Raw genomic sequence first — 25,279 nt, 5'->3', positions numbered from 1 at the left:
TTTTATCTGCTTACTGCAAAACCTCCCGTCCTTCGCTGCTCGCTTTGGTCGTGGCCTGAGCGATGGAAGAAAAGGACGGATTTATTTGTTTGAAGTTACCGACCTGTGCGAAACGTTCTATGTCACCGGTTTCCAACATGATGACCGTTGCCCGTACTTCACCCACGCCGGGCATCGTCTTCAGCAACAAATATTCAGGTCGTAGTTTGGGTTGTTGCAGCAGTCGCGCTTCAAGTCCGGCGATTTGTGCCTCGAGCGTCTGGATAACCACCACATTGGCCTTCATCGCCAAAGCCACATCTGTTGGCAGGCCCAGCCTGTCAACAGATGTGGCGCAAAAGCCTTTGATTTCATTACAGCTGAAACCATGGCCGAACTGGCGTGCGGCGATGTTCTCGACCGCCAGAATGTGCTGAGTCCGACTGCGTACCAGTTGAATACGTTTTCGTGCCAAATCTCGCAGCGCACGTTCTTGCGGCGGGTGGATGTATCCGGTCGGTAGAATCCCGAGTCGCAGCGAATGCGCCAGGAAAGTCGCATCATCCTTGTCGTCTGATGCTTCAAACCGTCGTAGCGTTTCATCGCCACGGGGTGGGCCAGCTTGACCTCGAAGCCCGCCGCCTTAAGGCCATCGACCAACCAATACCAGTTGTAGGTGGACTCAACCACGACGCCAACCAGTTCAGCACGATGTGGTTCGAGCAGCGAAAGGATTGGCGTCAGCTCGTTGGGGCAGCGTCGACTGACCAGTACCCGATCCGTTTCGTCGGTAACCACCACAACACTGTTGTTCGAATGCAGGTCTATGCCACAGAATTTCATCACGGCCTCCTCAGCAAAAGTCTAAGTTCGCACCTTGAATTTTGCGCCACCTCCGTGAGGTGGGGAGGCCGGCCAGATGATTCTCAGATTTATTTGTTTGGCCGTGCAATGGATAGAAAATAAATCTGTCCCATTTTTCCCTGTGGAAGAGACCGTCACAAAGATTGTGGAAAGAAATCGTCAGACAGGAGTTATTAAGTAATGAGTTCTTGGCCGGATTTAGTCGCAGCGCTGTGTTTAGGTGAAAATGATGAGGCTGTCAAACAGGTTTTTTTGAAAATTAAGGAATCTCCGAAAATTTCGGAAACTCCAATAAGTTATAATGATCCACTTGGGAAAACAAGGTTCTATAAGTTTCTCAAGACGGGGTTGGAGTTTGGGTTTCGCTTGGAAAAGTTGAATCACGTGCATTTTTTTGTACAGAGTCACGAAGGGTGCTCGGCATACAACGGAGATATTTTCGGAAAAAAAGCGCAAGCCTGGAACCACCAAGAGATCGTTAATCAATTTGGTCATCCCCGCAAAGAAGGCGGAGGTAAGGTCGATATTCTTATTGGATATGTGCAACCTTGGGTTATTTACGATTTCGATCAATATAGTTTTCGTGTTGAGTTTACCGCAGACGGTGGCGTGTGGAAGGCGACTTTGATAGGGCATTAAGGCTATGTCTGGAAAAAAAGGGGACGGATTTATTTGTTTACCGTTTACCCTCTATACAAACCTTAAAGCAGGAAAGAAAAATGGTACTGAAGTTTTACTATGTTTACGGGGGGCGCCACGCTATTGCAGGGGAAGTGTTTTACCGGGGGGCGATGGTTTCTTCGGGAGAAAATGCACAGCGCTATGAACTGTATATATGCTCTGTGCTGGACGCTATTGCCCAGATCCAAGAAGATTGCGATCAATTGCTTAACTATATTGCATCTGTCGAAAACGGCTCGGAAAGGTCTGTCGAAACAGGCGGGAACGATGTTGTTCTGACCATGGACGCCTCAGGTGTACAAGTCGATATCCGCATCAACGACGATTGGAATGGACAGCCCGAGGGAAAATTTACCCTACAGGAGTGGCGTATCGTCCTAGAACAGTGGAGGTGTTTTCTGGGGTTGCCTGAGTCGTTAGATTCAGTAGTTACAGTGAAACTACCGTGAGAAAAATTAACAGCGGAAAGACGTGGGGATTGGTTTATGGCTAAGGAGGGCGGGAGAAAGACCCATAAAAGGAACGATAAAAGGGGGCGATTTATTTGTTTGGCTGTTCAATCGTCAGAAAATAAATCTGTCCCCTTTTTTTGGTCCCCTTTTTTTGGGTGTCCCCTTTTTTTTAGAAGGTGCGGGTTCTACGGTGCTCACCGCATCATCAACCCCCCATCCACCGCGTACTGGCTGCCAGTAACATAAGCCGCATCATCTGAAAGCAAAAATAGCGCCACTGCCGCCGCTTCGCTCGCCGTTCCCATGCGTTTCAATGCCAGCCGGTTTACAACGCCTTCCTCAAATTCCTTGCGCATGTGCTCCAGCATAAAACTCCGAAATGGGCTTTCTATAGGCCCCGGCACTAACACATTAACCCTGATACCACGCTCACCCATCGCTGCCGCAAAACAGCGCGCCATGGATACCAGCGCACCTTTGCTGGCCGCATAAACACTCGCCAGGGGCGCGGCTTCATAGGCAGAAGTAGATGAAGTGAGGACAACCGAGGCGCCTGGGTTCAGCAGGTTTGTCAGGCTGGCGATTTGCAGCATCGGCCCTCGGGCGTTGGCGTTCATCATGCGGTCGAAAAACTCGAAGCGGGTGTCCTCGATCCCTGCGACTCGCGCATAGCCGGCGTTCAGCCATAGTCCATCGAGCCCGCCCAACGTTGCGACGGTGTTGGCCAGTTCTTCGGCTGCTGTCGGTTGTGAAGCGTCGTTCTGGAACACCAGGGCCCCGGCAGGTAGCTTCCGTCGGGCATCATCCAAATGCGCCCGGCTGAGCCCTGTCACTGCCACTGTTCCGCCTTCTTCCACAATACGGATAGCCCCCGCCAGCCCGATGCCGCTGGTGCCCCCAGTGATCAGAATGCGTTTTCCGGTAAATCTGCCCATCCGTCGTCTCCTTGCCGTTTTGGACTCCAATCCAGTATTACGCCAAGGGATTGCTTTGATAATGCGTTAGTATCGGGACGACTTATTAAGGAAACCATACATAATGCGAGGCAGTGAATACGCCCAGCTTCGGGCCTTTGTCGCGGTGGTCGAGCACGGCAGTTTCGTGCGGGCGGCGGCTCATTTGGGGATGTCGGCGTCGGCGCTGAGCCAGACCATCCGCCAACTGGAAGAGCGGTTGGACGTGCGCTTGCTCAACCGCACCACCCGCAGTGTGTCGCCGAGCGATGCCGGTGCGCGGCTGTTGTTGCGCCTGCAACCGGCGCTCAATGAGGTGGACGCGGCTCTGGCCGGGGTTACGCAAGCGCCGGGTACGCCCAGCGGCCGGCTACGCATCAATGCGCCAAGGATCGCTGCGATTCATTACCTGGCGCCGCTAATTGGTCCGTTCCTCAATACCTATCCTGGCGTGAGCCTCGACATCGTTACCGACGAACGTTTGGTGGACATGGTGGCGGGCGGCTTCGATGTCGGCATCCGGCTCGGTGAAAGCCTCGATCAGGACATGATCGCCGTGGAGTTGAGCGGGCACCTGGAAATGATGGTCGTGGCCTCACCGGCGTACCTCGAGCAATTCGGCACGCCGCACACGCCTCATGATTTGGGTGAGCATCAGTGCCTGTCCTATCGCTGGCCCACCGATGGCAGCCTTTATCGCTGGGAGTTCGAGCGTGCGGGTGAACGCCTCGCGATCTCGGTCAACGGTCCGCTGGTGGTCACCGAACCGGAAATGCTCACCCGTGTGACGCTTGAGGGCGCTGGTATTGCGTACCTGTTCGAGCATCAGGTTCGGGAGCACATCAGCGCTGGCCGGTTGGTCCATCTGTTGCAGGACTGGACGCCGGCCTTTCCCGGTTTTTACCTTTACTACCCGAGTCAACGGCAGATGGCGCCAGCGCTGCGGGCGTTTCTGGATTTTGTGAAAAAGCCGATGCCACCGGATTCCTGAGATTGTCTGTGGGAGCTATCCCCCATGACAGCAACTGGACGCCCCCCCGTCTTCATATTTGTCGTGATGCTTCACCCACTCCATGATTTCCTCTTCATTGCGGCCCTTGGGTGTCAGGTCAAGGTAGTTGTAGGCGCCGACCAGCATGTCCAGACCCCGTTCGTAGGTGGAGTAGGTGTGGAAAATGTCGCCGGCTTCGTTGCGATAAAACACGCTGAGGCCGGGGAGTTCTTCTTCGGGCCAATCGGATTTTTCGTAGTTGTAGGTAGCCGTTCCGGCGGCGAGGTCTTCGGCTCGGGCCGACACGCCAAAGTCGTAGTTGAAATCGCAACCTTCCGACGATACCCAATCAAATTTCCAGCCCATGCGCCGCTTGAAGGCCTGGAATTCGGCCAATGGTGCGTGGGAAACCGCCACCACCGCCACGTCATGGTGAGCGAGGTGCTGGTTGGCGCCGTCGATGTGGTCGGAGAGGAACGAGCAGCCGGGGCAACCCTCGTCCCAGCCTTTGGCGAACATGAAGTGATAGATGACGAGTTGGCTGTGGTCGCCGAACAGGTCGGCCAGTTTCAGTTCGCCGTTTGGGCCCTGGAAGCGGTAGTCCTTGTCGATCTTCACCCAGGGCAGGGCGCGGCGTTCGGCGCTGAGTTTGTCGCGCTCTTTGGTGAAGGCTTTTTCGTGGGCCAGGTGTTGCTTGCGGGCAGCGAGCCATTCTTCTCGCGATACGACGGGATGATTCTGAATGTTCATCGGATTTCTCCTGCGCAGTGCTGGGGAGGTCACTTACACCGATTAGTCGTTTGACCTGTGCAAAATTCGACATACCGCCGGTCAGCGCTGTTCAAAACCTCGGCTGAACGGCTGCCCGCCGCGCCGGTCACAACCTATGAAGGCCATCTCACTCTCTGGCTTGGAGGTTGAATCAGGATGACAACTTATAACTGGGATTTGATTGAGCGCTTGCTCCACGAAGTGCAACACGGTGAAGGCAGCTACACGCCACGCGCCTATGCCGAGCAATACGCTGCGGAGAAGGCGTCCGAAGGCGAGCAGACTGAAAACCTGGACCATCTGAAAGCGGTGGCCGGCGAGTACGAAAAATTACTGCTGGAGCGCGGTTATATCGAGCCACGGCCCGAAGAGCAGGGCGGCTCTGGCTCAAACTACATATTGACGCCGCGGGGCTCGAGTCTGTTGAGCCTGATCGACAGCAGCATTCCGGGTAACGACCATCCACGGCAAGTGCTGGATGAACAGGCGGATGCGCTGGATGAAGTGACGTTTGATGAGGTGGCGTCGAAGGCGCAGATTGCTTAGATCGATAAAAGCATCGCGGGCAAGCCTTGCTCCTACAATTCACACGGACTGTAGGAGCAAGGCTTGCCCGCGATAAATCTCACTGTGCCGACGTTACTCCTGCTTCACCGCCTTCAAACATTTCAAATCGTTGAAATCCTTCCTGACCCCATCGATCTTCTTCAATAACCGCTCGCGTTGAGCCGGCGTGCTCTCGGCCATCAAATCCACCAGCAATCCGCGAGCCTGATCTTCGGTATTGGCGTAGGCCTGGCGGTAATCCGGTGTCCATAAACTCTCGCGATTGACCAGAAGCGTCTCGATTCGTTGTGGGAATTCTGGACTCTGGCGCTGCGCGACGGCCGCGCTGAACTGCTTCTGCCAATGCACGCGGTTGGCGATCCATTGCTGGTTTTGATCGCCCAGGGCGTTCGACCAGGCCATCACCCGTTGCTGCTGGGTGGGGCTGAGCGGGCCGAGCCAGTCGTTCAGGCGTTTGTCCATGCGCGCGCCACGATCCTTGATTTGCTGGTCGAGGGATGGTTTGAGGTAGTCCTCCTGGCGTTTACGCTGGTCCTTGGCGAAGGCGTCGTTCATCTCCGCTACTTGCTGGTCATTCAGCCCCTGCAACAACTCGATGGCCGACGGGGTGATTTCCCGGGCAGTCTGGGCGATGGCTTGCTTGGCTTCCTGAGTTCGGGCCTTGAGCGCGTCGTCGGTGACCTGATTGGTCTCGACCATGGTTTGCAAGCGGTCCAGCCAATCAAGGTAACCCGGCAGCTGGGTGGTGCAGTGCCAGCTCAGGTGTTCCTTGAGGCGTTCGTTGAACCAGCCTTTTTGCTCGCCGTTCATGTCCAGGTAGTCGCTGAGCGTCCACGGGATGATCACGTCGAGGTTGCGGTAGGCCAGGCCCACGCGGCTGCACGCGCCGAGGGCCAGAGTGATGGTGATGAGGATGGCAACGCGTTTAAACCAGCGCGACATGGGCGAGTCCTTGCGAAGGCCTGGCTTCTTCAATGTGATTGTCTATGTGAACGCAAGATAAGCCCGGCAGTTCAAGCCAATCAATAGAAGGCGCGTTCGGCCTTGAGGGTCACCAGCCCGTCGCACTGGCTGTTATGCCCGGAGTAGGCGGAGCAGTCGCTGCCGCTGAGGTTGGAGTCGCTGTAGATCAGGTCGAGGTCGACGCCCATGAACGCACGGGACAGTTGCAGCGACCAGTCGGTAAAACTGCCGACCATGCCACCGTCGACGGACACCGGCGCGTTGAGCTGGTGGGTGGTGTATTTCATGCTGATCCCGATGCCGAACGGCTGATTGCCGCCCAGATCGGCGAACACCGTGCTGTTCTGTTTATCCGAGTCGTTGCTGAAAGCGGCGCCGAAACGGCTGCCGAGAAAGGTCAGGCCACCGAACAGCTCCTGGCTATCGAGGGTGTCCACTTTCGGATAGCTGTAATGGATCATGCCGACTTCGTAGCCGAGGGTTCGGTCGAAAGGCTGTTTAAAGCCCATGTAGGAATCGATTTCGAGGTTGCTGCCCGGATTCAGCCCGGCGCTCGGTGACCATTGGCCTACGTAGAAGCCGCTGTCGTGGCTTAAGTCGAGGCCGCCGTGGAATGAGCCGGTGCTGGCAGGCTTGACCAGCCCCTGGGCCATGCTGCGGCTGGGGGTGGTGCCAAGCTTGAGGTCGAAGTCACCCAGTTCGCGCTGGAAGATTTGCGCGTGGGCGGCCGAGCACGACAAGAGCAGGCTGCCGAGCAAAAAGTGGGAGAATTTGAGCATGCGTCACTCCATGACAGCGAGGGAGCAGTCACCAAAAGTCTGCTGAAACGCTTAATCTAGACGTGTGCAAGCATACCGGCGAATGCTCGGCATCGAAGGCCGTTCGTCGATTTCTGAAATATTGATGGGTTTTGCGGGGTGTGGCGGAAGGGTTCCAGTCCAAGCGCTTCGAAGCTCAAAGCGCTTACGGACCAGTTAAAGCAGGTATTACTTCTTGCCGAGCGTGATTTGCTTCGACGGGCCGAATGTCTGGCCGCTGACGCCTTTGGCAATTTGCTGAATCTCGCCGCCGGATTTGAGGAACGCAGCGATCTGGTTGTTGATCGATTCGCTGGTTTCAACGGCTGGAGCTGGCTTTGCTTTGCTGTTGGATGCTTTTACACGCATGGCGGCCATTAACCTGTAGAAAATTAACTTGGCCAGGCATCGTACAGGAAATACTTGACAATTGCTTGGCAAATATCCTCCTGAAATAACCGAGGCCATCACTCGATTATTCACAAGTTGTTGTTCGAAATACCCGGCTAAGCTGCTGTTTTAAATAAGAAGACGCGCCGGGAGAAAGCCCATTTGGCGAAGCGGATGCTGGCCAAGGGCGCCGGATTCGTCTGACGAGCGGCCGGGAGCCTGCCGTGAAAACCCAGGAAAATGAAGGCCTTCGCAGGATTTTCGTGCGCCACCGGGCTGGCTGGCGAACGCTGCCCGCAAAACCGGGTAGAATGCCGCCCACGCAATGAGGGTATTGGAAATGGCTTTAGTCGGGCGCTACAACAGTTTGCAAGTGGTTAAACACACTAACTTCGGTTTATATCTGGACGGTGGCGCGGATGGCGAAATTCTTTTGCCTAATCGTTATATCCCTAAAGATATTCCCAGCGAAGATGAAGATTGGCTCAACGTTTTTGTTTATCTGGACAGCGATGACAAACTCATCGCAACTACCGAAACGCCGAAAGTTCAGGTCGGTGAATTCGCCAGTTTGAAAGTCGTTGAAGTCAACAGCATCGGCGTGTTCCTTGATTGGGGTCTGCCGAAGGATCTGTTGCTGCCGTACTCCGAAGAAAAGCGCCAGATGACCGCCGGCGAGTACGTCGTGGTGCACGTTTACCTCGACAAACACACCCGCCGTATCACCGCGACCGCGCGTCTGGACCGCTACCTGGACAAGACTCCGGCCAACTACACCCCGGGCCAGGAAGTTGATTTGCTGGTGGCCGAAGCAACTGACATGGGCTTCAAGGCGATCATCAACAACAAGCATTGGGGCTTGATCCACAAGAACGAAATCTTCAAGTTCATGCGCGCCGGTAAAGAAGAGAAGGGCTTTATCAAAGAAGTCCGTACCGACGGCAAGATCAGCCTGAGCCTGCAACCGGTCGGCGAAGAAGCCGCCACCAGCCTGAACTCGAAGATCCTCGCCAAGTTGCGCGACAACAACGGCACCCTGCCGATCAGCGACAAGAGCGATCCGACCCTGATCAGCAGCATGTTCGGCGTCAGCAAGGGCAACTTCAAGAAGGCCATCGGCGCGTTGTACAAGAATGGCCAAATTGTCATTCATGCCGATCGCATTGAACTAAGCTGACCGCTCGCCGGCCCATGTAGGGGCAGCCTTCGGCAGCTCGCGAAGTTCACATGAGGCCGGATATCATGAAAAAGGCGTGGTTCGCTTACGTCAGCACCTTGCTGGCGTTTCTCCTGCTCGACGGCCTCTGGCTCGGCGTGTTGATGGCGCCGACCTACAGCGCGCTGCTCGGCCCCTTGATGCTCGATCAACCGCTGCTGGCCCCGGCAGCGGTGTTCTATCTCCTTTATGTCTTCGGTTGTGTGGTGTTCGTGGTGTTGCCGGCCCTGAGCTGGCAGCGGGCCGCGCGCCTGGGGGCGTTGTTGGGGGTGGTGGCTTATGGCACTTATGACTTGAGCAACTGGGCGACGCTGCAGGGATGGTCGGCGCAGTTGGCATTGATGGATATGGCATGGGGCACTTTTGCGACGTGCGTGAGCTGTTCCGTCGGTTATTTTGTGGCGAACAAGCTGACGAAGGCCAAGCTATAGCAACCGGCAGCGCTGATGACGCAATCGGGAATCCAGACGTCCACTTCAGGCGGCATTTTCTGGCCAACTGGTTAATAATCGACAACCTGATTTTTCGCCCCCGACCCTGAGTCGAGGCTTTGCTTTTTACGGTCGAGTCACTGCCATGGATTGTGTTTTCGAGGTGTTCCGGTGAGCGCCTCCCGGCGTAGCGCCGATGGGTTTGCCCTGCAAGTGATGCTCGGGCTGTGCCTGATCTGGGGCGTGCAGCAAGTGATGATCAAATGGGCGGCACCCGACATCGCGCCGGTCATGCAAGCCGCCGGGCGTTCGGGTATTTCGGCTTTGCTTGTAGGACTTCTCATCTGCTGGAAGGGCGGTTGGGATCAGGTCAGCCATACGTGGCGCGGCGGACTACTGGCCGGTGCGCTGTTTGGCCTGGAGTTCTTCTTCATTTCCGAAGGCCTGCAACTGACTACCGCAGCGCACATGTCAGTGTTTCTCTACACCGCGCCGATCTTTACCGCGTTGGGCGTGCATTGGCTGTTGCCGAGCGAACGTTTAAGACCGGTGCAATGGCTGGGGATTTTTCTCGCGTTTGTCGGGATCGCCATCGCGTTTGCCGGCGGTGTGTCCTGGGACAATCTTGATCACCGCATGTTGATGGGCGATGCGTTGGGCGTATTGGCCGGCGCTTCGTGGGGTGCGACCACCGTAGTGGTGCGCGCCTCGCGCCTGTCGGAAGCGCCCGTGACCCTGACCCTGTTCTATCAACTGATCGTCGGTTTCGTCGGCCTGTTGCTGATCGCGGTCCTTAGCGGCCAGGTCACCCATGTCAGCCTGACCACCGTCGCGGTGGCCAGCGTGCTGTTCCAGGGTTTGGTGGTGTCGTTCTTCAGTTACCTGACCTGGTTCTGGTTGTTGCGCCGCTATCTGGCGGCGAACCTGGCGGTGTTTTCGTTCATGACGCCACTGTTCGGCGTGACATTTGGCGTGGTGTTGCTGGGTGAAGACCTGAGCCTCAACTTCGTGATCGGCGCCGTGCTGGTGTTGCTCGGCATCACCTTTGTCAGCGCTGAGCAATGGGTGCGCCGTCGTCTGCGCAAAGCCCTCGGCCAGCAGTGAGCGGGCTCAGCAGCAAACCGCCGGCGATCAGCAAACCGCTGCCGGCGACTATCAGCGCAGGCTGCAAACCGCCACTGAAATGGCTGCTTGATGCGGCCAGTAACGGCCCGGCAAGTTGACCAACCGCGAAGCACGCGGTCAGCAGCCCGGCGTTGCGCTGGGTGGCGTGGGGCGCCAGTTCCCGGGAGCGTTGCATCACCAATTGCATGCAGGCCAGGAATGGCGTGCCGCAGAGGAGCACGCCCAACGCCAGGCCCGGGCCGCTGCCCAGCAAACAGGCGAAGACCCCGGCGGCTTGCAGCCATAAGGTCGCGATCAGCCAATGGCGCGTGGCGTTCAGGGTGTGTCGACGCAAACTCACCAGCAGCACCCCGATCGCAGCCGCGAGACCGAAGCATGGCCAGAACAGATCCGCCATCCATTGCCCGTGGAACTGCGCGTTGGCCATTTGCGAGAGGAATGTGGCCGGGATGATGTAGCCCAAGCCGTACAAGCCGTAAATCACGCTTAAACGGCCGATGCCCTGGTTGCCCGATGACGTAACGGTCGGCGCTGCAACCGAGGCAGTCGGCTGTGGCAGGAACGGCAGAATCCCCAGCAACATCACCAGCGCGACAGCGGCATACACCAGCCACAAGGTCGCGGAAGTTTGTCCCAGCAGGTGTGAGCCCAAGGCCAACAACCCCGTCAGAAAAATCCCCAAACCCGGTCCGGCAAACACCAGCGCGCCAAGCCGTGGACGACCGACTGCGGCTGCAAGTGGCTGGCTCAACGCAGTAATCATCACCAGCACCCAGGCGCTGGCCACGCCAGTGCCGAAGCGCAGCAGTAGATGGGACCAGAAGCCATTGGCCCAGAACGATGCCAGGGTCAGCAGCACACAGAGCCACAAGCCACCCAACAGGCGCAGACGAACATGGTGATGGCGGCGGGCAAACATCGCGTCCACCGCACCGACGAAGTAACCGAGGTAGTTTGCCGCCGCAATCAGACCAGCGGCAGTCAAGTCGATCTGACCTTCGCTGAGCAGGTGCGGCAGTTGCGGCGTCAGGGCGAAACGCCCAATGCCCATGGCCATCATCAGGGCGATGAAACTGGCGGTTAAGCGAATCAGCGGCGACATGGCCCGAACTCCAGCAATGGAACAATGACCGTCAGGCTAGGACTGATTGACTTTCTTTAAAAATGAATAATAGTGAGTAACTTGTTCTGTATAGGAGAAAGGTGTGGAATTCAGCCAATTGCGGATCTTCCAGGCCGTCGCGCAAGAGGGCTCCATTACCCGAGCGGCCGAACGCCTGCACCGGGTGCCGTCGAACCTGTCGACCCGGCTGAAACAGCTGGAAGAGCAACTCGGTGTCGAACTTTTCCTGCGTGAACGTCAGCGTTTGCAGTTATCGCCTGCGGGAAAAGTCCTGCTGGACTACACCGCCAAGCTGTTCGCGCTGCACGACGAAGCCAGCGCGGCGGTGCAGGGCGGGCAACCGGCCGGCGACTTCGTGCTCGGCACCATGTACAGCACGGCCGCTATCCACCTTCCAGGCTTGCTGGCGCGCTATCACCGCACGTACCCGGCGGTGAACCTGCAAGTGCAGTCCGGCCCCAGCGGTGAATTGCTTGAAGGCCTGCTCACCGGGCGCCTCGATGCCGCACTGGTGGACGGCCCGCTGGAGCTGGCTGGCCTCGATGGCGTGCCACTGTGCGACGAGCGGTTGGTGCTGATCAGCGAGGCCGGTCACCCGCCGATCCTCAGCGCACTGGATGTGCAAGGGCGCTCGGTGTTCACCTTTCGCCAGGGATGTTCCTACCGGATGCGCCTGGAAGCCTGGTTCGCCCATGACCACGCGGCGATGGGGCGGGCGATAGAGATCGAGTCCTATCCGGGGATGCTCGCCTGCGTGATCGCCGGCTCGGGTGTGGCACTGATGTCGGAGTCGATGCTCGCCAGCCTTCCGGGCCGTGAAAGCGTAGCGGTGCACCCGTTGGCCGAGCCGTTTGCCAGTGCCACCACTTGGCTGATGTGGCGCAAAGGCATGCTCGGGGCGAATTTGAATGCGTGGCTGGAACAGCAACAGATGGTCTATCCCGCGGTGCCGAGCCAGGCACTGGCGACGGCTTGAACTAACGGTCAGCTATTTTGATCCATTCAGTAACAGATCATTGCGATCTTGGGTGAGCATTGCGTAGGACTTCGGACTATTATCAGTGCGAAGTGGCTACAGAATTCCGCCACTCGGCACTACCCTGAAGGGGGCACCATGAAAGAGAAAATCCAAAACTGGCTGCACGATCTGGGTGTCGCACTCGGTTTGATCGAACCGCCTCTGCAACCTGTGCCTATTCGCACTGACGACGAACAGCGCCGACGCCAGCCGCGCCGCCGGTAACGAAGTGGCCGTAGTCGCCGCCGAGCAGTGCGTGTAGCAGCTGTCGAGCACCGCGAGGCAGCGTTCGGCTGCAAAGCAGCCGTAAACCCTGCGTGCATAATTTTCCTGATACACCGAGCCGGTTGATCTCACGACGACTTCGTCGCCGAACGCTGCCTCGCGGTGCTCGACAGCTGCTACAAGAGCTGCGTTAATTCAATCCCGCCCAATCCTCACCAAAAACCGACTCAAATCTTCCGCCGTCCTGGCGTTCTTGAGCATCTGGTCTTCCTCCGCCGTAAACGCCGTCAACCCCAACTCATCTTCCAAGTGAAAGATCAGCTCTTCGATATCCTCTTTATCCAACCCCAACTGCGCCAGGCTGGTGTTGGCGTCGAAGTCATCCCGTCCTTCCAGCAGGCGGCTGATAAAGCGGTGCACGGCAGCACGAACGGCGGCTCTTTTCATTGTCGTTCTTCGCGGGCGTTATTGTTGTTGTCCCTGGGCTGAGTACAGCAGGCTTCAGCCGTGGCAGCGCTGCCACTCGTCAATCATCGTGCGCAAATGCTCCCCGGAAAAACTGCCGAAATGCCCGCCATGCACCGTGCGGATCGGCAGCGCGCGCAAGCGTTGCAAACTGCGGGCGTAGTCGTCGAGGTTGGAGTGGTAGGCATCTTCGATCAACGGTCCGTCGTAGATGATGTCGCCGCTGAACAGGGTTTCGGTCGCGGCTTCATACAGGCTGATGCCGCCCGGCGAATGCCCCGGCGTGTGCAGCACTTGCAGCACGCGATCACCCAGGTCCAGCACATCACCTTCCTCAATCATCCCGGTGGCCGGCGCGGCTTTGACCCGGTATTCGGCGTAGCACAACGGGCAGTCCGGGTGCGCTTCGAACATCTCGTCGCCGACAAACGCCGTGCTCAAGGTGTTCTCGCCATCGGGCGCGGCGAGGATCTGCGCTTCAGCCGGATGCACCAGCCGTTCAGGGAATTCGTGATGCCCGGCGATGTGGTCGAAATGACAATGACTGGCCACCGCCACCAACGGTCGCTCGGTGATCCACGGCAATTGTTCGCGCAGGCTCACCAGCCCTGAGCCGCTGTCCAGCAGCAAGTCCTTGTCGCGGCCCTGGATGTGCCAGAGGTTGCAGCGGTAGAAGGGCCGAATGTAAGGCTCGTGAATCAGGCGAATGCCGTCGGCCAGGTTTTTCACTTCGAACCACTGATCGCGAGAAACAATCTTCATCAAAGGTTTTCTCCAGACGAAAAAAAACGGGTGTGGCAACCGACGCCACACCCGTCGAAGAAAGCATCAGTTCTTTATGGAAAGCTTAGATCGCGCTCGCCACCACTGCCGGGCGACGGGACAACAGGCTGACCAAGACAAAGCTCACCAGACCCACACCCAGGCTGTAGTAGATCGGCGTGTTGGCATCCAGACCATCCTTGAACATGAATACCAGCGCCGTGGCGAAGCCCATGCCCATGCTGGCGATGGCGCCAGCGGTGGTCGCGCGTTTCCAGAAGATCGCACCCATCAGCGGGATCAGCATGCCGCCCACCAACAGGTTGTAGGCCAGGGTCAGGGCGCTGATCACGTCATTCACAATCAGGGCGATGCCGAGTACGACAATGCCGGTCATCAGGGTGAACAGACGGTTGATGCGCAGGCTCGACTGTTTGCCGCCGCGCAGTTTCGGCAGCAGGTCTTCGGTCAGTGTAGTGGCAGCGGCGAGCAGGCCGGCGCTGGCGGTGGACATCATGGCGGCCAGTGCCGCAGCGATCACCAGGCCACGGATACCGTCCGGCAGGGACAGCTTAACGATGGCGGCGAAGGCGTTGTTGACGTTGTCCAGGTCCGGGATCAGCACGTGAGCGGCCATGCCGATCAGGGCGCAGGCCAGGCCGTAGAGGATGCAATAGAAACCGGCGAACGTACCGGCGTACTGCGCGACTTTGGCCGACTTGACGGTGAACACACGCTGCCAGATGTCCTGGCCGATCAGGATCCCGAAGAAGTAGATCATGAAGTAGGTGATGATGGTGTCCCAACCGATGGTGGTGAAGCTGAAGGCCGTCGCCGGCAGTTTCAGCACCAACTCGTCCCAACCACCGACGCGGTACAGGCAGATCGGCAACAGGATGAACATCAGGCCCACGGTCTTGATCACGAACTGGACGATGTCGGTCAGGGTCAGCGACCACATGCCGCCGATCGCCGAGTAGATCACCACCACGCCACCGCCGAGCAACACCGAAATCCAGAACGGCAGGCCGAACAGCACTTGCAGCACGGTGCCGATCGCCAGGATCGAGGTCACGCCGATCATCAGCGCGTACGCCAGCATGATCACCGCGCTCGCCGAGCGGGCCATCGGGTTGTAGCGTTTTTCCAGAACCTGGGTAACGGTGTAGATCTTCAGTTTCAACAGCGGTTTGGCGAGGAACAGGTTCAGCGCGACGATCCCGCAACCCAGGGCAGCACACAGCCAGAAACCGGAGATGCCATGGACGTAGCCCAGACGCACGGTGCCGACGGTGGACGCACCGCCCAGCACGGTGGCGGCCATGGTGCCCATGTACAGGCTCGGGCCGAGGTTACGACCGGCGACCAAAAAGTCTTCGTTGGTCTTGGCTTTGCGCATGCCGTAATAGCCGAGAATCAGCATCGCGGCGGCGTAGATGAGTACGACGAATAAATCCAATGCCATGATGGCGTGTCTCCGATTGTCTTTTTTATGGTGAGCTGAATTGCATTGCTATGATGGGGGTTTTGTGGCGAGGGAGCTTGCTCCCGCTGGGCTGCGAAGCAGCCCCAAACCCTGCAACCGAATTTCTGCTGAAGAAACTCAATCGCCTGTTTTGCGACTGCTGCGCAGTCGAGCGGGAGCAAGCTCCCTCGCCACAGGTATTCGCCCTATCAGCACGTTTTGTTTATCAGGCGGCTTGGCGCATCGCTGGTTTACCGAGCGAATCCGTGCCTTTGCTACGCGCATCCTGCGGGCCGAACACTTCCCGCGGTTCCGGAAACAGGCTCAGCAGCGCGAAGTACACCAGCGAGGCCAGGCCCAGGGTCACCGGCAGGCTGATGTCGATGCCGCCGGCCAAATTGCCCAGCACACCGACGAACTGCCCCGGCAGGTTCACGAAGCACAAACCCACCAGCGCACTCGGGATCCAGGCACCCAGGCCACGCCAGTTCCAGCCGTGGGTGAACCAGTAGCGGCCACCTTTTTCGCCGCGGGTGAACACTTGCAGGTCGTCCGGGCAGTAGAAGCCGCGACGCACCACCAGGCCGATGATCATGATCACCATCCATGGCGTGGTGCAGGTGATGATCAGCACGGCGAAGGTCGACACGCTCTGCACCAGGTTCGCTGCGAAGCGCCCGATGAAGATGAAGGCAATCGACATCACGCCGATCAACAGCGTTGCTTTGACCCGCGACAGCACTCGAGGGAACACGCTGGACATGTCCAGCCCGGTGCCATACAGCGACGTGGTGCCGGTGGACATGCCGCCGATCACTGCAATCAGACACACCGGCAGGAAGAACCAGCTCGGCGAAACCGCCAGCAGACCGCCGACATAGTTGTTGGCCGCGATGTAGTCCGGCGCCTTGATCGCCACGATGGTCGCGGTGGTCAGGCCGAACAGGAACGGGATGAACGTGGCAATCTGTGAGATCACCACCGCCGCCATGATCCGGCCTTTTGGCGTATCGCGAGGGATGTAGCGCGACCAGTCACCGAGGAACGCGCCGAAGGAAATCGGGTTGCTCATCGCCACCAATGCAGCGCCGATGAACGCGGCCCAGAACCCTGGTTGACCCATGCTGACGGTGCCGGCGAAGTTCACATCGAAAGGCCCGGCGAAGGCGAAGATGCCCAGCAGGAACAGCAGGCTGGCGCTCCACACCGCGATCTTGTTGACCCACAGCAGGAAGCGGAAACCGTAGATGCACACCGTCAGCACCAGGATCGCGAACAGACCGTAGGCCAGGCCCAACGTCAGGTCGGTTTCCGGCAGACCGATCAAGCGTTTCGCGCCACCAATCAACGCATCCCCCGAACTCCACACCGAGAGCGAGAAGAAGGCGATGGCGGTCAACAGCGACAGGAACGAACCGACGATCCGCCCGTGCACGCCGAAGTGCGCACCGGAAGACACGGCGTTATTGGTGCCATTGATCGGGCCGAACAGGCCCATCGGCGCGAGGATCAGCGAACCCAGCAACACGCCCAGCACAATCGCCCAGACACCGGCCTGGAATGACAGGCCGAACAGCACCGGGAAACTGCCGAGCACGGCGGTGGCAAAGGTGTTGGAACCGCCGAAAATCATGCGGAACAAGTCCGTCGGGCCTGCGGTACGTTCGCTGTCCGGGATCTGTTCGACCCCGTAGGTTTCAATGTGCGTAAGGCTTTGGTCTTTGTCTTTGTTGTTGTTATTCATGATCAGCTCCGATCATAAAGGCGCGCTCATCGTGTGTGAGCGTCACCTGTTTGGCTAAGGGGGTGGCAGCCCTTCCGGCATTGCGGACAAATGTTCGTGGCAGGCCAGCCATAGGCCTTGTTGTTGTCGGCGAAACACAATCGTCTCGCGCTCCTGGCTGAAGTGTTGCTCCCCTTGCATGCGCAGCTCGGTGGCCACGTCATGGATGAAAATCGCCACGTCACCTTGCAGGCTGACGAAGGCGTTGCTTGAGGTGCATGACAGCACCTCGAAGCCATCCTCGGAACGCCAGTTGTCCCACAACGCCTGGTAGGCGTCGCGCGACAGCAGGGGCTGTTCGAGGGTGTAGAACACGAAGCTGGCATCGGCGCTGAATGCGCCGAAGTAGGCTTCGCGATCGTTACGGGCGAAAGCAGTCACCAGATCGGCGGCGGCTTTCAAAACCTGATCGCGTTCGTTCATGACCAGTCCTCAGCGGTGGGCCACGCCAGGCAGTACGCAGAGCATTTCGTACAGCAGGTTGGCGGCCAGCAGCGAGGTGTTGCCGGTGGTGTCATAAGCGGGCGAGACTTCTACCAGATCGCAGCCGACCAGGTCGAGGCCTTGGCAGCCACGCACGATTTCAATCGCCTGAATGGTCGTCAGGCCACCGATTTCCGGGGTGCCGGTGCCAGGGGCCCAGGCCGGGTCGATGCCGTCGATGTCGAAACTCAGGTACACCGGACCGCCGCCAACTTTCTCGCGAACTTCGGCCATCAGCGGTGCCAGGGATTTGTGCCAGCACTCTTCGGCCTGAACCACGCGGAAGCCTTGTTTACGGCTCCAGTTGAAGTCTTCGGCGGTGTAACCCTGGGCGCGCAGGCCAATTTGCACCACGCGGTCCGGGTCGAGAAGACCTTCTTCGACGGCGCGACGGAAGGTGGTGCCGTGGGCGATTTTCTCGCCAAACATGTGATCGTTCACATCAGCGTGAGCGTCGATGTGCACCAGGCCCACCTTGCCGTGCTTTTTATGGATGGCACGCAGGATCGGCAGGGTGATGGTGTGGTCGCCGCCGAGGGTCAGCGGGATCACGTCGTGTTCGAGGATGTCGTGGTACGACTCTTCGATGATCCGCACGGCGTCCAGCAGGTTGAAGGTGTTGATCGCTACGTCGCCGATGTCGGCAACCGACAGCGAATCGAACGGCGCGGCGCCGGTGGCCATGTTGTACGGGCGGATCATTACCGATTCAGCGCGAATTTCGCGAGGTCCGAAACGGGTGCCGGGGCGCAGGGAGGTGCCGATGTCCAGCGGCACGCCAATGAAGGCAGCGTCCAGGCCGGCAGCGGTAGTCAGGTGGGGGAGTCGCATCATGGTGGCGATGCCGCCGAAGCGCGGCATTTCGTTGCCGCCCAGTGGTTGGTGAAGAATCTTGTCCACGGGTAAGGCCTCATCGTCGTTGTTTTATTTATGTCGGCGCGCCGTTCACGGGAGGGACGGGCACCGCTGTGGGCCGATCATGCGAAATGCAGTGGGCGGGAAGAATCGCTACGGGCAAATACTTAGTTCAGATTTTTCTAAACTAATGGCAAGTGCGGCGATAGACTCCTCCGCATGATCGTTCCCACGCTCTGCGTGGGAATGCATCCACGGACGCTCCGCGTCCCGCTCTTTTATGCATGTGACGCAGAGCGTCACGGGCTGCATTCCCACGCAGAGCGTGGGAACGATCGACCGGTGGAGAACCCCATGGCCAACGCTTTACCCGACCTGAAACTGTTGCGCATTTTCGTCAGCGTGGTCCGCCATCAGGGGTTTGCCAACGCCCAGCAGGAGCTCAACCTCTCGACCTCGGCGATCAGCACCTACATGAGCCAGCTCGAAGCGGCGCTGGGCCTGGTGCTCTGTCATCGCGGTCGCGGCGGGTTCAGCCTGACCAGCAAAGGCGAGTTGTTCCACCAGGAAACCCTGCGCCTGTTGGGCGAACTCGAAGGCTTCGAGCAATACGCCGCAGCACTGAAAGGCGAACTGCGCGGCACCCTGAACCTCGGCGTCATCGACTCCACCGTCAGCGACAAGGCCTTGCCCTTCGCCGAAGCCATCGGCGCCTACAGCCAGGAACATCCGGCGGTGCATTTGCATTTGTCGGTGATGAGTCCCTACGAACTGCAACTCGGCGTGCAGGACAACCGTCTCGATCTGGCCATCGGCGCGTTTTCCACGCGCATGAGCGGCCTGGTCTACATGCCGCTGTACCGCGAGCAGCACTGGCTGTATTGCAGCAGCCGTCACCCGTTGTTCACCGAGCGGCGCATTCCCGAGCAAGTCATCACCCAGCAACGGATGGTCGGTCGCGGCTACTGGAGCCAGGCGGAACTGGCCCGTCACGGCTTCAAACACAGCGCCGCCACCGTGGAAAGTATGGAAGCGCAGCTGATCCTGGTGCTGTCCGGCGCCTACATCGGCTACCTGCCGGAGCACTACGCCCAGGCCTGGGCCGACAAAGGCGATTTGCGCGTGTTGCTGCCGGCGACCTTCGGTTATCAGGCACCGTTCTCGATGATCGTGCGCCGAGGCCGCAGCCGCGAACCGCTGATCCAGACCTTCCGCGATTTGCTCAAAGCTCAGCTCAACCAGGCTTAAGACTATGTCCAGAATCCAATGCCCCCGCTGCCTGCGTCCGCAAACCCATTGCCTGTGCCCGCTGATCCCGAGCCTCGACAGCCGCACCCGAGTGTTGCTGTTGCAGCATCCGAGCGAAGTGAACCATGCGTTGAACACCGCGCGGTTGGCAGCGTTGGGCCTGAAGAATGCCGTGTTGATCGTCGGTGAGGTGTTCGAGGATTTGCCGGCCTTGTTGAAGCAACCCGGTTATCAGGCGCGGTTGTTGTTCCCCGCCGAAGAGGCGCAGCCATTGCAGGGTTATGCCGAAAATGATCAGCCGCTGTTGCTGGTGGTCCCGGACGGCACGTGGCGCAAGGCGCGCAAGATGTTGCACCTCAATCCGTTGCTGGCGGCGTTGCCCCGCGTGACGTTGGTGGAGGGCGGCGTGTCGCGGTATCGCTTGCGCAAGGCACCGGGGCCGGGGGCGTTGTCGACGGTGGAGGCGATTGTGCAAGCGTTGCAGACGCTCGAAGCGCCGACGTCATTCGAGCCGTTGTTGAAGCCCTTCGACGCGTTGATCGAGGGGCAGATTGCGGCGATGGGGGAGGAGGTTTTTCAGCGTAATCACGGCCCCCAATGATCGTTCCTACGCGGAGCGTGGGAACGATCACCGATCAGCGTTCGCGCATCGCCTCAGTCCGCGCCTTCAGCACCGGTTTGAGCAGGTAATCCAGCACACTTTTCTCCCCGGTAATAATGTCCACCGTCGCCACCATCCCCGGAATGATCAGCAGCGGTTTCACATCCCCGCCCAAGTGATTCTTGTCGGTGCGCACCTGAATCAGATAGAAGCTGTTGCCCTTGTCATCGGTAATTGTGTCCGCGCCGATCAACTCCAACTTGGCGCTCAACCCACCGTAGATCGTGTAGTCATAGGCACTGAACTTGACCATGGCTTTCTGCCCCGGATGCAGGAACGCCACGTCCTGCGGCCGGACCTTCGCTTCGATCAGCAGATTGTCTTCCAACGGTACGATTTCCACCATGTCGCTGCCCGGCTGGACCACGCCGCCGATGGTGTTGACCTTCAGCACCTTGATGATCCCGTGCACCGGCGACACCACCGTGGTGCGGGTCACGCGGTCGTCGATGGCAATGCTGGAGGCGGTGATTTTTGACAGGTCGGTGCGTTTCTCATTCAGCTCCTTGGCCGCGTCCGAGCGGAAAGATTGTTCCGATTCATCGATCTTGCTTTTGATCTCGTTGATTGCCGATTCCGCCCGGGGGATGGCCAGGGTCGTCGCATTCAACGACCCGCGAATCTCCACCGCGCTGCGTTTCAACCGCAGGATCTCAACCGGCGAAACCGCCCCGGTGCCCACCAGCGGCGCGGACATGTTCATCTCTTGGTTCAGCAACGCCAGGCTCGAACTGAATTGCCCCTGTTTCGAGCGGAATTCCGCCAGTTCCTGGGTTTTTTGCCGAAGTTGTTCGGTCAAGGTGCGTTGTTCGCTGGCCAGGCGCCGTTGCCGTTGTTCGTACAGCGAGCGTTCGTCCTCGGCCACTTGCGGTGCCTTGGCGATCACTTCGGGGGAGAGCTTGAACGGCCGTCCTTCAGCCTCGGCGGACAAGCGCTCGACCTGCGCGGTCAGGGCATAACGATCCGCCTCGCTTTCGCCCTTGTTCGACAGAAACCGCGTGTCATCCAGGCGCAGCAGGGTGTCGCCCTTGTTCACCATTTGCCCTTCACGGACGAAAATCTCAGTGACGATGCCGCCCTCCAGGTTCTGGATCACCTGGACCTTGCTTGACGGAATCGCCTTGCCTTCGCCCATGGTCACTTCCTGCAACACCGCAAACTTGGCCCAGACCAGTGCCGAAATCAGCAACCCTGCCGCCAGCCACACGGTGATCCGCGACAGGCGCGGAGAATCCTGCAACGCCGCGCCGGCGGTTTCCGGCATGTATTCGCTTTCCGCGCTTTTACTGAAGCTGCCGAAGTAGCCGCGATCCTTTGAAACATCGGACGATGAGCGAGCCATGGGCAACTCCTAGACGGCCGCAGAGCCGACACGGCCCTTGCGCAGTGCATCGATGACCGCTTCTTTCGGACCGTCAGCCACGATCCGTCCGTTGTCCAGCACCACCAGCCGATCCACCAGGCTCAGCATCGAAGTACGGTGGGTCACCAGCAGCAAAGTCTTGCCCTGGACCCAACTGTGGAGTTTTTGCCGCAGAACGTCCTCGCTGCTGTTGTCCATGGCGCTGGTGGGTTCGTCGAGCAGCATGATCGGCGGGTCGAGCAACAACGCCCGGGCCAGTAATACCGCCTGACGTTGACCGCCGGACAGCAATTGCCCGCGCTCACCCACCGGCCGGTCGAAGCCTTGCGGATGTTGGCGCGCGAGTTCGGTGACGCCAGTCAACTCGGCCACTTCGAGCATGCGCGAATCGCTGACGTAACGGGCGCCGAGGGTCAGGTTGTCGCGCAGGCTGCCGGCCAACAGCGGCAAGTCATGGGCGACGTAGCCGATCTGTTGGCGCAGGTCGGCGACGTCCAGTTGCCGCAGGTCCAGCCCATCGAGCAGCAGTTGGCCTTCTTCCGGTGTGTAGAACCCCATCACCAGTCGCGCCAGGGTGCTTTTGCCCGAACCGCTACGGCCGATGATGCCGATCCGCTCACCAGGTTTGACGCTGAAACTGATGTTGGCCAGCGCCGGGGCGTTCTGGCCGTTGTAGTGGAAGGTCACGCCGCTGACGTCCATCGCGCCTTGCAGTTGTGTGCGCTCCAGCGGCCGTTGTTTGGGATCGCGTTCTTGCGGCAAGGACATCAGCGCATCTGTGCTTTTCATGGTCAGTTGCGCTTGCTGGTAGCGGGTGATCAAACCGGCGATCTGCCCCAGCGGCGCCAACACGCGGCTGCCGAGCATGTAGGTCGCCACCAGTGCGCCGACGCTGAGGTTGCCGGCGATGATGCTGTAGACCCCGGCGACGATGGTCGCCATGCCGGAAAATTGTTGGACGAACAGTGTGCCGTTGGTCGCCAGCGCCGAGAGGTTGCGCGCATGGCTGTCGAGGCGGGTGAGGGCGCCGTGGGTGCTTTCCCATTTGTGCTGGCGCTCGCTCTCGGCGCTGCAGGCCTTGAGGGTTTCCAGGCCGCCGAGGGTTTCGATCAGCAGCGCCTGGCGTTCGGCACCGAGGCTCAAACTTTTCTGCACGGTATCGCGCAGACGCACCTGAATCACCATCGCGAAGATGATCGTGATCGGAAACGCCAGCAGCGGAATCACCACCAGCCAGCCGCCGAGCAAGCCGATCACCACCAGCATCAGCACGGCGAAGGGCAGGTCGATCAGGCTGGTCAGGGTCACGGCGGTGAGGAATTCCCGCAGGCCCTGGAAGTCATGGATGCTCTGGGCGAAACCGCCGATGGTCGCCGGCCGCGCTTTCATCGACATGCCGGTGATGCGTTCGAACAGGGTTGCCGAGAGGATCACGTCGGTTTTCTTGCCGGCGGTGTCCAGCAAGTGGGCGCGGACCACCCGCAGTACCAGCTCGAATCCGGTGCCGATCAGCAAGCCGATAGCCAACACCCACAGGGTCGAAACGGCCTGGTTCGGCACCACCCGGTCGTAGGTCTGCATCACGAACAGGGGCACCATCAGCCCCAGCAGGTTGATCAAAAAACTCGCGAGGATGGCATCGCTGTACAGCCATTTCGACAGTTTCAGCGTGTCGCGAAACCACGCTTCGACGCGCGGTACCAGCGGCGAGCGCAGGTCTTCGAGTTCATGGCGCGGCCGGGCGAACAACGCCTGGCCACTGTAATTGGCGGTCAGCTCTTCACGGCTGACCCATTGTTCACCGCCCTCGGCTTCGCTGGGCAGGATCAGCAACTGACCGTCGTCGCCAAAGCGCCGCAGTACGGCGGTGCGGCCATTGTTGAGGATGAGCAGAACCGGCAGGTTGAGCGCGGAAATATCTGCCAGGTCGCGCCTGAGCAAGCGCGCCTGCAAACTCGCCCGGGCCGCTGCGCGGGGCAGCAAATCCAGGCTCATGCGTTGCTTGTTCAGGGGCAGGCCGGCACTCAGGCTGGCGCGGCTGACGGCCGCGTCGTGGAGTTTGCAGAGGATCAACAGACCGTCCAGAAGCGGGTCATCGAAGCTCAGGCGCGGATCGACACCACTGTTGCCGGGTTCCATGCTGGTCAAATTGATCGCTCCTGTTGGCATAGGTAACCACACACCTCCCGGCGTAGGAGCTGCCGCAGGCTGCGATCTTTTGATCTTAAAAAATCAAAATCAAAAGATCGCAGCCTGTGGCAGCTCTTACGGGGGTTATTTCAGTTCAGGCAAACGGGCTTCGTTTTTCACTTCCGAGGAGGCGATCGCATCGGCGGGCAGCACCACCCGTTGTTTGCTCAGCAACTGGCCCATGTTCGCCAGTACGCGGTACATCGAGTACTCCTCGGTGTAGCGCACTTCGGTGTAGCGGCGGTTGGCGTTGTAGAGCTCGTTTTCACTGTCGAGCAAGTCGAGCAGGGTCCGTTGGCCGAGGCCGAACTGATCCTGATAGGCCGCGCGTACACGCCGGGTGGTTTCCGCGTATTCGCGGGCGGTCGGGGTTTGTTTCTTGGCATTGACCATGGCGTTCCAGGCCAGGTGAATGTTTTCGTTGAGCTGGCGCAGGGCGTTGTTGCGGATGTCCATCGCCTGGTTGATCTGGTGCGCATCGGAGGCCAGGCGTGCCTTGTCGCTGCCGCCGCGGAACAGGTTGTAGTTCATGATCACGCCGACGCGCCATTCGTTGTCGTGGCCTTCATCGCCCTGCACGTTGTTGTTCGCGCCCACTGCGGCTTCGGCGTCGAAGCGTGGGTAGAACGGCGACTTGGCGACTTCGTACTGGCTCTCGGCCGATTGCACGTCGGCCTGGGCGGATTTCAGGTACGGGTTGTTCTCGACCATGCTCTGCTGGGCTTCCGGCAGGCTGGTGGGCAATTCGCCGCGGGTCGAGGGCGGTGCTTCGAGTTCATCGGGCATGCGCCCGACGACGCTGTAGAAGTTTGACTCGGCATCGGCCAGATCGACTTCGGCGGTGTCGAGGTTGTTTTGCGCCAGGGCCCGGCGAGCGGTGGACTGATCGGAGTCGGCGTTGCTGCCGACACCGCGCTGGGTGCGCAGGCCGATCTGGTCGTTAACGCGCATGTGCGCTTGCAGGTTGTTGGTGGCCAGCGTCACCAGCTCACGGCGTTTGAGCACTTCGAGGTAGACCTCGATGGTGCGCAGGGCCAGATCCTGGGCGGTGCCCTGGGCGTAATAGGCCCGGGAGTTGGACACGCCTTTGGTGCGCTCGACTTCATTGGCGGTATTGAACCCGTCGAACAGCATCTGCCGCAGGCGCAATTCCGACTGGGTGTAATTGAGGATTTCGGTGTGGTGATTACCGAAGGCCCGGGTGTTGGTGTTATCGCTGTAGCCGCGCCCGTAGGCAGCGTTCAAATCCACCGATGGATAGAAGCCCCCTTTGGCGACTTTCACTTGTTCATCCGCTGACAGACGCGCGTCCACGCGCGATGCAAGCTCGGGGTGTGTCGCGATGGTGCTTTGGATCGCGTCGGTCAACGACATGGCCTGAGCCTGAGAAGTGCAGGCCATGGCCAGCAAAACCGCGCTGCAGAGGGGGGTTAAAAGGCGCATGGGTACTTCTCCCTG

At 59.3% G+C, this 25,279-nt stretch carries 28 protein-coding genes; 11 read left to right on the top strand and 17 right to left on the bottom strand.

Features of this window, described 5'->3' with window-relative positions:
• Positions 1–10: 10 nt before the first annotated feature.
• Positions 11–286 (bottom strand): transposase, encoded by a 276-nt coding sequence (locus tag HKK52_RS32635; protein WP_237150780.1) that lies wholly within the window; start codon positions 284–286, stop codon positions 11–13.
• Positions 283–822: an IS110 family transposase gene (locus HKK52_RS12750; protein WP_237150779.1), complete on the bottom strand. Its 540-nt coding sequence runs from the start codon at positions 820–822 to the stop codon at positions 283–285. The genes HKK52_RS32635 and HKK52_RS12750 overlap by 4 nt, the downstream gene beginning before the upstream one ends.
• Positions 823–1,023: 201 nt before the next feature.
• On the opposite strand from HKK52_RS12750, the gene HKK52_RS12745 reads away from it, so the two are divergent.
• Both HKK52_RS12745 and HKK52_RS12740 read left to right on the top strand, forming a co-directional pair.
• Positions 1,024–1,482: a hypothetical protein gene (locus tag HKK52_RS12745; protein ID WP_169371106.1), complete on the top strand. Its 459-nt coding sequence runs from the start codon at positions 1,024–1,026 to the stop codon at positions 1,480–1,482.
• Positions 1,455–1,973: a hypothetical protein gene (locus HKK52_RS12740; protein WP_237150778.1), complete on the top strand. Its 519-nt coding sequence runs from the start codon at positions 1,455–1,457 to the stop codon at positions 1,971–1,973. The genes HKK52_RS12745 and HKK52_RS12740 overlap by 28 nt, the downstream gene beginning before the upstream one ends.
• 197 nt (positions 1,974–2,170) lie before the next feature.
• On the opposite strand, the gene HKK52_RS12735 is transcribed toward HKK52_RS12740, so the two are convergent.
• The gene (locus HKK52_RS12735; RefSeq protein ID WP_169371105.1) at positions 2,171–2,911 is read right to left on the bottom strand and encodes an SDR family oxidoreductase; all 741 of its coding nucleotides are present in this window, start codon (positions 2,909–2,911) and stop codon (positions 2,171–2,173) included.
• A 103-nt stretch (positions 2,912–3,014) separates the two neighbouring features.
• Between HKK52_RS12735 and HKK52_RS12730 the strand changes: the two genes are divergently transcribed.
• Positions 3,015–3,920 carry a LysR family transcriptional regulator gene (locus HKK52_RS12730; RefSeq protein ID WP_169371104.1) on the top strand — a complete coding sequence of 302 codons (906 nt, stop codon included), beginning with the start codon at positions 3,015–3,017 and terminating at the stop codon, positions 3,918–3,920.
• Between the two features lie 15 nt (positions 3,921–3,935).
• Here HKK52_RS12730 and HKK52_RS12725 read toward each other — a convergent pair whose 3' ends face one another.
• Complete coding sequence (locus HKK52_RS12725; RefSeq protein ID WP_169371103.1) at positions 3,936–4,670, bottom strand: DUF899 domain-containing protein; 735 nt, start codon at positions 4,668–4,670, stop codon at positions 3,936–3,938.
• A 177-nt stretch (positions 4,671–4,847) separates the two neighbouring features.
• On the opposite strand from HKK52_RS12725, the gene HKK52_RS12720 reads away from it, so the two are divergent.
• Positions 4,848–5,237, top strand: a complete 390-nt coding sequence (locus tag HKK52_RS12720; RefSeq protein ID WP_169371102.1) for a transcriptional regulator — start codon at positions 4,848–4,850, stop codon at positions 5,235–5,237.
• A 93-nt stretch (positions 5,238–5,330) separates the two neighbouring features.
• On the opposite strand, the gene HKK52_RS12715 is transcribed toward HKK52_RS12720, so the two are convergent.
• The 3 genes from HKK52_RS12715 to HKK52_RS12705 all read right to left on the bottom strand — a co-directional run bounded on the left by HKK52_RS12715 (position 5,331) and on the right by HKK52_RS12705 (position 7,396).
• A complete protein-coding gene (locus tag HKK52_RS12715; RefSeq protein WP_169371101.1) occupies positions 5,331–6,200 on the bottom strand; it encodes a DUF6279 family lipoprotein in 870 nt (289 codons plus the stop codon).
• Positions 6,201–6,280: 80 nt separating this feature from the next.
• Entirely contained in the window at positions 6,281–7,000 is a 720-nt protein-coding gene (locus HKK52_RS12710) for a TorF family putative porin (RefSeq protein WP_169371100.1), read from the bottom strand.
• Positions 7,001–7,207: 207 nt separating this feature from the next.
• Positions 7,208–7,396 carry a hypothetical protein gene (locus tag HKK52_RS12705; RefSeq protein ID WP_017337097.1) on the bottom strand — a complete coding sequence of 63 codons (189 nt, stop codon included), beginning with the start codon at positions 7,394–7,396 and terminating at the stop codon, positions 7,208–7,210.
• A gap of 352 nt (positions 7,397–7,748) precedes the next feature.
• On the opposite strand from HKK52_RS12705, the gene HKK52_RS12700 reads away from it, so the two are divergent.
• From HKK52_RS12700 to HKK52_RS12690, 3 genes are all read left to right on the top strand, one after another.
• On the top strand, positions 7,749–8,585 hold the full coding sequence (locus HKK52_RS12700; protein WP_054049140.1) for a CvfB family protein: 837 nt from the start codon (positions 7,749–7,751) through the stop codon (positions 8,583–8,585).
• A gap of 65 nt (positions 8,586–8,650) precedes the next feature.
• Positions 8,651–9,055, top strand: a complete 405-nt coding sequence (locus HKK52_RS12695; protein ID WP_169371099.1) for a DUF2177 family protein — start codon at positions 8,651–8,653, stop codon at positions 9,053–9,055.
• 171 nt (positions 9,056–9,226) lie between these two features.
• Entirely contained in the window at positions 9,227–10,159 is a 933-nt protein-coding gene (locus HKK52_RS12690) for a DMT family transporter (RefSeq protein ID WP_169371098.1), read from the top strand.
• Here HKK52_RS12690 and HKK52_RS12685 read toward each other — a convergent pair.
• Positions 10,104–11,282, bottom strand: a complete 1,179-nt coding sequence (locus tag HKK52_RS12685) for an MFS transporter (RefSeq protein ID WP_169371097.1) — start codon at positions 11,280–11,282, stop codon at positions 10,104–10,106. The genes HKK52_RS12690 and HKK52_RS12685 overlap by 56 nt on opposite strands.
• 103 nt (positions 11,283–11,385) lie before the next feature.
• Between HKK52_RS12685 and ptrR the strand changes: the two genes are divergently transcribed.
• Together ptrR and HKK52_RS32795 are read left to right on the top strand one after the other, a co-directional pair.
• Positions 11,386–12,279, top strand: a complete 894-nt coding sequence (gene ptrR, locus HKK52_RS12680) for a putrescine utilization regulator PtrR (protein WP_169371096.1) — start codon at positions 11,386–11,388, stop codon at positions 12,277–12,279.
• A 138-nt stretch (positions 12,280–12,417) separates the two neighbouring features.
• Positions 12,418–12,546: a PA1414 family protein gene (locus HKK52_RS32795; RefSeq protein ID WP_003184145.1), complete on the top strand. Its 129-nt coding sequence runs from the start codon at positions 12,418–12,420 to the stop codon at positions 12,544–12,546.
• Between the two features lie 195 nt (positions 12,547–12,741).
• On the opposite strand, the gene HKK52_RS12675 is transcribed toward HKK52_RS32795, so the two are convergent.
• The 6 genes from HKK52_RS12675 to speB all read right to left on the bottom strand — a co-directional run bounded on the left by HKK52_RS12675 (position 12,742) and on the right by speB (position 18,404).
• Positions 12,742–12,993, bottom strand: coding sequence for an acyl carrier protein (locus HKK52_RS12675; RefSeq protein WP_169371095.1), 252 nt, complete (start codon positions 12,991–12,993; stop codon positions 12,742–12,744).
• A 54-nt stretch (positions 12,994–13,047) separates the two neighbouring features.
• Positions 13,048–13,773 carry an MBL fold metallo-hydrolase gene (locus HKK52_RS12670; protein WP_169371094.1) on the bottom strand — a complete coding sequence of 242 codons (726 nt, stop codon included), beginning with the start codon at positions 13,771–13,773 and terminating at the stop codon, positions 13,048–13,050.
• A gap of 85 nt (positions 13,774–13,858) precedes the next feature.
• On the bottom strand, positions 13,859–15,238 hold the full coding sequence (locus HKK52_RS12665; protein WP_169371093.1) for a sodium:solute symporter: 1,380 nt from the start codon (positions 15,236–15,238) through the stop codon (positions 13,859–13,861).
• Between the two features lie 226 nt (positions 15,239–15,464).
• Positions 15,465–16,982, bottom strand: a complete 1,518-nt coding sequence (locus tag HKK52_RS12660; RefSeq protein WP_169371092.1) for a purine-cytosine permease family protein — start codon at positions 16,980–16,982, stop codon at positions 15,465–15,467.
• 54 nt (positions 16,983–17,036) lie between these two features.
• Positions 17,037–17,444 (bottom strand): YybH family protein, encoded by a 408-nt coding sequence (locus tag HKK52_RS12655; RefSeq protein WP_169371091.1) that lies wholly within the window; start codon positions 17,442–17,444, stop codon positions 17,037–17,039.
• A gap of 9 nt (positions 17,445–17,453) precedes the next feature.
• Positions 17,454–18,404, bottom strand: a complete 951-nt coding sequence (gene speB, locus HKK52_RS12650; RefSeq protein ID WP_123406413.1) for an agmatinase — start codon at positions 18,402–18,404, stop codon at positions 17,454–17,456.
• Positions 18,405–18,713: 309 nt separating this feature from the next.
• On the opposite strand from speB, the gene HKK52_RS12645 reads away from it, so the two are divergent.
• Complete coding sequence (locus HKK52_RS12645; RefSeq protein WP_007945995.1) at positions 18,714–19,607, top strand: LysR family transcriptional regulator; 894 nt, start codon at positions 18,714–18,716, stop codon at positions 19,605–19,607.
• Between the two features lie 4 nt (positions 19,608–19,611).
• Positions 19,612–20,208, top strand: a complete 597-nt coding sequence (locus tag HKK52_RS12640) for a tRNA-uridine aminocarboxypropyltransferase (protein WP_169371090.1) — start codon at positions 19,612–19,614, stop codon at positions 20,206–20,208.
• Between the two features lie 34 nt (positions 20,209–20,242).
• On the opposite strand, the gene HKK52_RS12635 is transcribed toward HKK52_RS12640, so the two are convergent.
• The 3 genes from HKK52_RS12635 to HKK52_RS12625 form a co-directional block, all read right to left on the bottom strand.
• Positions 20,243–21,610 (bottom strand): HlyD family type I secretion periplasmic adaptor subunit, encoded by a 1,368-nt coding sequence (locus tag HKK52_RS12635; protein ID WP_169371089.1) that lies wholly within the window; start codon positions 21,608–21,610, stop codon positions 20,243–20,245.
• 9 nt (positions 21,611–21,619) lie between these two features.
• The gene (locus HKK52_RS12630; RefSeq protein ID WP_169371088.1) at positions 21,620–23,779 is read right to left on the bottom strand and encodes a type I secretion system permease/ATPase; all 2,160 of its coding nucleotides are present in this window, start codon (positions 23,777–23,779) and stop codon (positions 21,620–21,622) included.
• Positions 23,780–23,905: 126 nt separating this feature from the next.
• Positions 23,906–25,264, bottom strand: coding sequence for a TolC family outer membrane protein (locus HKK52_RS12625; protein WP_169371087.1), 1,359 nt, complete (start codon positions 25,262–25,264; stop codon positions 23,906–23,908).
• Between the last annotated feature and the right edge of the window lie 15 nt (positions 25,265–25,279).

Origin of the sequence: Pseudomonas sp. ADAK2 (assembly GCF_012935755.1) — a bacterium.
In the GTDB taxonomy this organism is placed as follows: domain Bacteria; phylum Pseudomonadota; class Gammaproteobacteria; order Pseudomonadales; family Pseudomonadaceae; genus Aquipseudomonas.
The sequence above is the reverse complement of the archived record's forward strand: the minus strand, read 5'-3'. Positions and strand labels throughout refer to the sequence as shown.